The sequence below is a fragment of the Mameliella sp. AT18 genome, from assembly GCF_028807275.1.
Taxonomy (GTDB): domain Bacteria; phylum Pseudomonadota; class Alphaproteobacteria; order Rhodobacterales; family Rhodobacteraceae; genus Antarctobacter; species Antarctobacter albus.
The window spans coordinates 56609-62965 of record NZ_JARAMO010000078.1 but is presented as its reverse complement, the minus strand read 5'-3'; the positions used below and the strand labels follow the sequence as shown (position 1 = coordinate 62965).

The 6357-nt window shown below is 65.0% G+C and carries 7 protein-coding genes; 5 read left to right on the top strand and 2 right to left on the bottom strand.

All coding sequences use genetic code 11. From position 1 onward, the window contains the following. Positions 1-35: 35 nt before the first annotated feature. The gene (locus PVW46_RS10900) at positions 36-911 is read right to left on the bottom strand and encodes an amidohydrolase family protein (RefSeq protein WP_069210101.1); all 876 of its coding nucleotides are present in this window, start codon (positions 909-911) and stop codon (positions 36-38) included. Between the two features lie 25 nt (positions 912-936). Continuing rightward, complete coding sequence (locus tag PVW46_RS10895) at positions 937-1737, bottom strand: crotonase/enoyl-CoA hydratase family protein (protein ID WP_274575919.1); 801 nt, start codon at positions 1735-1737, stop codon at positions 937-939. A gap of 171 nt (positions 1738-1908) precedes the next feature. On the opposite strand from PVW46_RS10895, the gene PVW46_RS10890 reads away from it, so the two are divergent. The 5 genes from PVW46_RS10890 to PVW46_RS10870 all read left to right on the top strand — a co-directional run bounded on the left by PVW46_RS10890 (position 1909) and on the right by PVW46_RS10870 (position 6350). Further along, on the top strand, positions 1909-3078 hold the full coding sequence (locus tag PVW46_RS10890) for a pyridoxal phosphate-dependent aminotransferase (RefSeq protein ID WP_069210008.1): 1170 nt from the start codon (positions 1909-1911) through the stop codon (positions 3076-3078). Positions 3079-3093: 15 nt separating this feature from the next. Beyond that, positions 3094-4041, top strand: a complete 948-nt coding sequence (locus PVW46_RS10885; RefSeq protein WP_069210007.1) for a 2-hydroxyacid dehydrogenase — start codon at positions 3094-3096, stop codon at positions 4039-4041. 126 nt (positions 4042-4167) lie between these two features. After that, a complete protein-coding gene (locus PVW46_RS10880) occupies positions 4168-4701 on the top strand; it encodes a flavodoxin domain-containing protein (RefSeq protein ID WP_069210006.1) in 534 nt (177 codons plus the stop codon). 73 nt (positions 4702-4774) lie between these two features. After that, a complete protein-coding gene (locus PVW46_RS10875) occupies positions 4775-5851 on the top strand; it encodes a PLP-dependent cysteine synthase family protein (RefSeq protein ID WP_069210005.1) in 1077 nt (358 codons plus the stop codon). Positions 5852-6047: 196 nt separating this feature from the next. Next, positions 6048-6350 (top strand): hypothetical protein, encoded by a 303-nt coding sequence (locus PVW46_RS10870; protein ID WP_069210004.1) that lies wholly within the window; start codon positions 6048-6050, stop codon positions 6348-6350. Positions 6351-6357: the final 7 nt, after the last annotated feature.

Here is a 6357-nt window from a genome sequence, read left to right as displayed (position 1 = left end):
GGGGTATTTTTGCCAAGAAGAAGCCCGGGGCCGCCTCAGAGACTCAGCAGGCGCTTGGCGTTTTCCTTGAGAATCAGTGGACGCACTTCGTCGCGGATGTCCAGCTCCTCGAAATCCTTCAGCCAGCGATCCGGCGTGATGGCGGGCCAGTCCGAGCCGAAGAGCATCTTCTTCTTCAGGATCGTGTTGGCGTATTGCACGAAGATCTTCGGGAAATACTTGGGCGACCAGCCGGACATGTCGATGTAGACGTTGGGCTTGTGCTGGGCGACCATCAGGCCCTCTTCGGTCCAGGGGAACGAGGGATGCGCCAGCACGATGGGCGTGTCCGGGAAATCCACCGCCACGTCGTCGACATGCACCGGGTTCGAATATTTCAGCCGCATCCCCATGCCGCCGCGCATCCCCGATCCGACGCCGGTCTGGCCGGTGTGGAACAGCATGACCGCGCCTTCCTCGGCAATCGCCTCGTACAGGGGATAGGCCCAGCGTTCGTTGGGGTAGAAGCCCTGCATCGTCGGGTGGAACTTGAACCCCTTGACGCCGAACTCCTTGACCAGGCGGCGCGCCTCGCGGGCGCCGGCCTTGCCCTTGGAGGGGTCGATGCTGGCAAAGGGGATCAGGATGTCGTCGTTCTCGGCGGCGATCTGGGCCACTTCCTCGTTCGAGTAGCGGCGGAAGCCGGTCTCACGTTCGGCATCGACGGGAAAGATCACCGCGCCGATCTTGCGTTCGCGGAAATACTCGGCGGTCTGCTGGACCGAGGGCAGCATGCCGGAGGCGCCCGCCGGGTTCTTGAAATACCTGGCCATGCCGGCCTGGAACTCGTCATAACCGTCGTCGCGGGGGCCGCAGCAGGGTTCCTCGGCATGGGTGTGGATGTCGATGGCAACCAGGTCGTCGACGTTCATCATGGTCTCTCTCCTATGCCTTCGGTCAGCTGGTGGGCGCCTGCACCTTGGCGGCGCGCTTTTCCAGGAAGTCCTTGAGGCGCTGCTTGGCCTCGGGCGTAATGGTGGCCAGCGAGGCGACCATCGCCTCTGTGAAGAGCCCGTCGTCGGCGGACATGTCCGCGATGCGGGGCAGGGCGTTGAGGATGGCGTAATTGGTGAACTCGGCGTTTTCCGCCATGCGGTGCGCGATTTCGCGCGCGCGGGTCAGGGCCGTGCCGTCCTCGACGACGTAGGACACGCCGCCCCAGCGTTCCATGTCACTGGCCGAAACCGACCGCCCGGTCAGCATCATGTCGCCCATCCGCGCCGGGCCGATCAGACGCGAGATGCGGACAGAACCGCCGCCGCCGACGAAGATGCCGCGCGTCCCCTCGGGCAGGGCGAAAAAGGCGCTTTCCTCGGCCACGCGGATATGGGTGCTGGAGGCCAGCTCGAACCCGCCGCCCACGGCCGCGCCGGTGATGGCGGCGACGAAGGGGATCTCGCCCAGTTCGATGCTCTCGAAGGTGCGGTGCCAGAGGCGCGACCCCTTGACCGCCTCGAACAGCGGTTTCTCGGAATGCTCGGCCAGGTCCAGCCCGGCGCTGAAGTTCTTGCCATGACCGTGGATCACGCCTGCGCGGGCCTCGGTGGTGGCGCGGGCCACGGCCTGGCCCAGCGCGATCACGAAACGGTCGGACAGCGCATTGCGCTTGTCCGGGCGGTTCAGCCCGATGACGGCGATGTCGCCGTCCAGTTCATAGGTGATCAGGCCGTCGCCCATCGTTTCCGGTTGTGCCGTCATGTCGGAAAACTCCTACCCAGGGTGCCGCGCTGGCGGTAAATTCGTTTCCAAGTAAACAATTTCCGCCGCCGGAGTCAATCGGGCTTGCGCCTGGGGCTGGTGGCATATCCGCTTTTCCTTGCGGGGCTTCTGGTATACCAAAATGACGAAACGAGGCGCCGGGGAGGACGCATGAGTGATCTGAAACTTGCCGCGGGCATGTCGCGGCTGGGCACTGAATCCGCCTTTGTCGTGCTGGCGCGGGCCGGAAAGCTGGCCGCCGAGGGGCGCGACATCATCAACCTGGGCATCGGGCAGCCGGATTTCGCCACGCCCGAGCACATCGTCGAGGCCGGGATCAAGGCGCTGCGCGACGGCCACCACGGCTATACGCCGGCCAATGGCATTCCCGCCCTGCGCGAGGCGGTGGCCGCCGACCTGCACCGCCGCCACGGGGCAGAGGTGAACCCCGACAACGTGGTTGTGGTGCCGGGTGGCAAGCCGACCATGTTCTTTGCCGTCCTCATGTTCGGCGAACCGGGGGCAGAGATCATGTATCCCAACCCGGGTTTCCCGATCTATGAAAGCGTCATCAAGTATTCCGGCGCCACGCCGGTTCCAATTGCGCTGAAAGAGGAAAACGATTTCGCCTTTTCCGCCGAGGAGGTGCTGGGCCAGATCACCGACAAGACGCGGCTGATCATTATCAACTCGCCCGCCAACCCGACCGGCGGCGTGACGCCCAAGGAAGAGATCGACAAGCTGGTGGCCGGTCTGGCTGACCATCCGCATGTGGCGCTGATGTCGGACGAGATCTATTCCAACATGCTCTATGGCGGGCGTCAGCATGTGTCCTTGCTGAACTATCCCGAGATCCGTGACCGGCTGATCATGCTGGATGGCTGGTCAAAGACCTATGCCATGACCGGCTGGCGCATCGGCTACGCGGTCTGGCCGGATGCGCTGGTGGATCACGCGACGCGGCTGTGCATCAACGACCATTCCTGCGTGAACGCGGCGACGCAATACGCGGGGATCGCCGCTCTGGAAGGGCCGCAGGACGCGGTGCGCGAGATGGTTGCCGCCTTCGACGCGCGGCGGGAGGTGATCGTGCGAGAGCTCAACGCGCTGCCCGGCGTGCGCTGTGCCGATGCGGCGGGGGCCTTCTATGCCTTCCCGAATGTCGAGGGCACGGGCTTGACCTCGAAAGAGGCCGAGACACGCTTTCTCGAAGAGGCGGGCGTGGCCACGGTGGCCGGCACGTCCTTTGGCGCCTGGGGAGAGGGCTATCTGCGCTTTTCCTACGCCAATTCGACCGAGAACATCCTGGAGGCGCTGGCGCGCATCCGCAAACTTCTGTGACGAAAGGCCAAAGCCATGAGCGATACGCAACTGCTGATCTGCGGAAAAAGCTTCAAGCAAGACGAGCGTGACCGGCTGAGCACGGCCTATCCGGCGGTCTTCGTCGACGGGCCGGGCGACATGGCGGGGCTGGATTCGACCCTGCGCGCCAGCATCCGCGCGGTGGCCTACAAGGGGCATGCGCCCTTCGGGGCCGAGCAGATGGACCTGTTCCCGCAACTGGGCGTGATCGCAAACTACGGTGTCGGCTATGATGCCATCGACGTCGAGGCCGCCAGCGCCCGCAGCATCGCGGTGACCAACACGCCGGACGTGCTGTCGGACGACGTGGCCGACCTGGCGGTCGGGCTGATGATCGCCCAGGCGCGGACGATGATCCGGGGCCATGCGCATGTCGCCTCGCAGCGCTGGGCGAAGGAAGGAGAGATCCCGCTCAACCGCAAGGTATCCGGCTCGAGTGTGGGGATCGTGGGTCTGGGCCGCATTGGGCGCGAGATTGCGGACCGTCTGGCGGCCTTCAAATGCGAGATCCACTATTCCTCGCGGTCCGAGAAGGAGACACCGGGCTGGACCTATCACCCGGACGTGGTGTCGCTGGCGCAAGCGGTGGATTTCCTGGTGATCGCGCTGGTCGGCGGGGCCGAGACCAAGGGTCATGTGACCCGCGAGGCAATCCAGGCGCTGGGACCGCGCGGCGTGGTCATCAACATCTCGCGCGGGACGACCGTGGACGAGGGCGCGTTGCTGGATGCGCTTGAAGCGGGCGAGATCGCCGGGGCGGGGCTGGACGTCTACGAGAACGAGCCCAATATCGACCCGCGGTTCCTGAAGCTGGACAACGTGGTGTTGCAGCCGCACCAGGGGTCGGGGAGCGTTGAGACGCGGACAGCGATGGCGGAACTGCAACTGGCCAATGTGGCGGCTTTCCTGAAGGGTGAACCGCTGGTGACGCCGGTCAACTGAGGGCGTTCGGAGGGTTGGGTTGAAACAACCCACCCTACGGAGACGGATCCGCCGGATCTCACATGACCTCGGTCAAGGCAGCGGGTCGCCTGTTGCGCCATCTTGCGCGCAACAGGAGGGACGCCCATGAAAATGCTCATCGCCTATGCCTCGACAGAGGGGCAGACCCGCAGGATCGCCCGGTTTCTCATGGACCGGCTGGCCGATCAGGGACATTCGGTCGAGCTGTTGCCTGTCTCAGAGGCCGGGGACATCGACCTGGCCCGGTTCGACCGGGTGATCCTGGCGGCCTCGGTCCACCTCGGGCATTACCAGAAGGACATGGGCGAATTCGCGGCCAGGCACGGGGCCGCGCTGGACCAGCTGCCGGTGCTTTTCGTCTCTGTCTCGCTGGCCGCCGCCGGGCACGACGCCGAGGAATGGGCCGACCTCGACCGGATCGTGTCGGATTTCGCGCAGGCGACCGACTGGCACCCGAAGAAGGTGGTGCAGGTGGCGGGCGCCTACCGGCCGTCGGAGTACGACATCTTTCGCCGGTTCGTCATGCGCCGGATCGTGGCGGCCAAGGACCCGCAGGCCGACCCGGGCAAGGATCACGAATACACAGACTGGCAGGTGCTGGGCGCGGCCCTGGATGACTGGCTGTCCGCCAAGGGCTGACACCCGGGGGGCAGAATCGGTTAGGCTTCCCTCAAGGGCCCGTGACGGTCGGGCGAAAAAGGGGAGGAAGACCATGACACAGCGCAGCACCGAGGGCCGGGGGCGCCGCTATGACAGCGTGCTCGACACGATCGGAAACACACCCGCGATCCGCATCAACCGCATCGCGCCGGACCACGTCACGGTCTATGTCAAGTTCGAGGCTTTCAACCCGGCGGGCTCGGTCAAGGACCGTCTGGCCATCGGGATCATCGAACAGGCCGAACGGGATGGCACGCTGAAACCGGGGCAGACCGTGGTCGAGGCGACCAGCGGCAATACCGGGATCGGGCTGGCGATGGTCTGTGCCGCCAAGGGCTATCCGCTGGTGGTGACGATGGCCGAGAGTTTCTCGGTTGAACGGCGCCGTTTGATGCGGTTCCTGGGGGCCAAGGTGGTGCTGACACCCAAGGCGCTGAAGGGCTTTGGCATGTATTCCAAGGCCAAGGAACTGGCCGAGACGAACGGCTGGTTCCTGGCCAGCCAGTTCGAGACCGCAGCCAATGCAGACATCCACGCCAGCACCACCGGGCGCGAGATCATGGCTGATTTCGACGGCGAGCGGCTGGATTACTTCGTCACCGGTTACGGCACCGGGGGCACGGTGACCGGTGTGGCGCGTGTGCTGCGCGCGGAACGCCCGGACACCAAGATCATCCTCAGCGAACCGGCGAATGCGGCGATTGTCGGGTCTGGCTATACGAACACCCGCAACGAGGCGCATCAGCCCACCGAGAGCCACCCGAATTTCGAACCGCACCCCATCCAGGGCTGGACCCCGGATTTCATCCCCTGGGTGCTGCAGGAAAGCATCGACAAGGGGTACTACGATGACCTGGTGCCGGTGCCGGGACCCGATGGCATCGCCTGGTCGCGGCGGCTGGCCGCGGAAGAGGGGATCTTTACCGGCATTTCCGGCGGGGCCAGCTTTGCCGTGGCGATGAAGGCGGCAGAAAGCGCGCCGGAAGGCTCTGTCATGCTGGTCATGCTGCCCGACACCGGCGAACGCTATTTGTCGACGCCGCTGTTCGAAGGGCTGCCGGAGGACATGACCGAAGAGGAAATGGCGATCTCGCTGTCGACCCCCACGGCGCAGATGGCCGCGGAATAGCAACGTGGTGCGCGCCCCGGGCATGACCCGGGGCGCGCGGATACCGCAGGGGCGCGGCGCGGGCTCGTCGGCGGATTGTCGCGGATGTCGGCCAAAAGGCGCGTTGAGGCCAAGACCCTGGCGCGGTCAGTCCAAGACTGCCGCGCGACCGCAGGATTAAGCTCTGGGAACCAATTCACTGTTCCCAGGAGCATTCATGCAACGATTTTCGACACTTGCAGCCGCAGCCCTGATCTGTTTCTCGGCTCCGGCCTTCGCAGAGGACGCACCCGAGAAGTGCTGGCAGTCGGCGGTCAGTACCATCCTGTCCAATGACAACGACAATCACACCGGATACGCGACCTGTCTTGCCGCCTGCGAGGCGGACGAGGCCTGCGCGGCCTGGAATTTCCGCCCCCACAGCTTTGACTCTTCGATGGCCGGGCACTGCCAGTTGCTGGGCGATGTCTACAAGACCGAAGCCTCAGACCGCGCCTTTTGCGGCAAGATCGCACGCTGAACCGAGA

Coding starts and splice junctions, on each gene's coding strand:
- PVW46_RS10900 (WP_069210101.1), bottom strand. CDS start 911: ATGAACGTCGACGACCTGGTTGCCATCGACATCCACACCCATGCCGAG.
- PVW46_RS10895 (WP_274575919.1), bottom strand. CDS start 1,737: ATGACGGCACAACCGGAAACGATGGGCGACGGCCTGATCACCTATGAA.
- PVW46_RS10890 (WP_069210008.1), top strand. CDS start 1,909: ATGAGTGATCTGAAACTTGCCGCGGGCATGTCGCGGCTGGGCACTGAA.
- PVW46_RS10885 (WP_069210007.1), top strand. CDS start 3,094: ATGAGCGATACGCAACTGCTGATCTGCGGAAAAAGCTTCAAGCAAGAC.
- PVW46_RS10880 (WP_069210006.1), top strand. CDS start 4,168: ATGAAAATGCTCATCGCCTATGCCTCGACAGAGGGGCAGACCCGCAGG.
- PVW46_RS10875 (WP_069210005.1), top strand. CDS start 4,775: ATGACACAGCGCAGCACCGAGGGCCGGGGGCGCCGCTATGACAGCGTG.
- PVW46_RS10870 (WP_069210004.1), top strand. CDS start 6,048: ATGCAACGATTTTCGACACTTGCAGCCGCAGCCCTGATCTGTTTCTCG.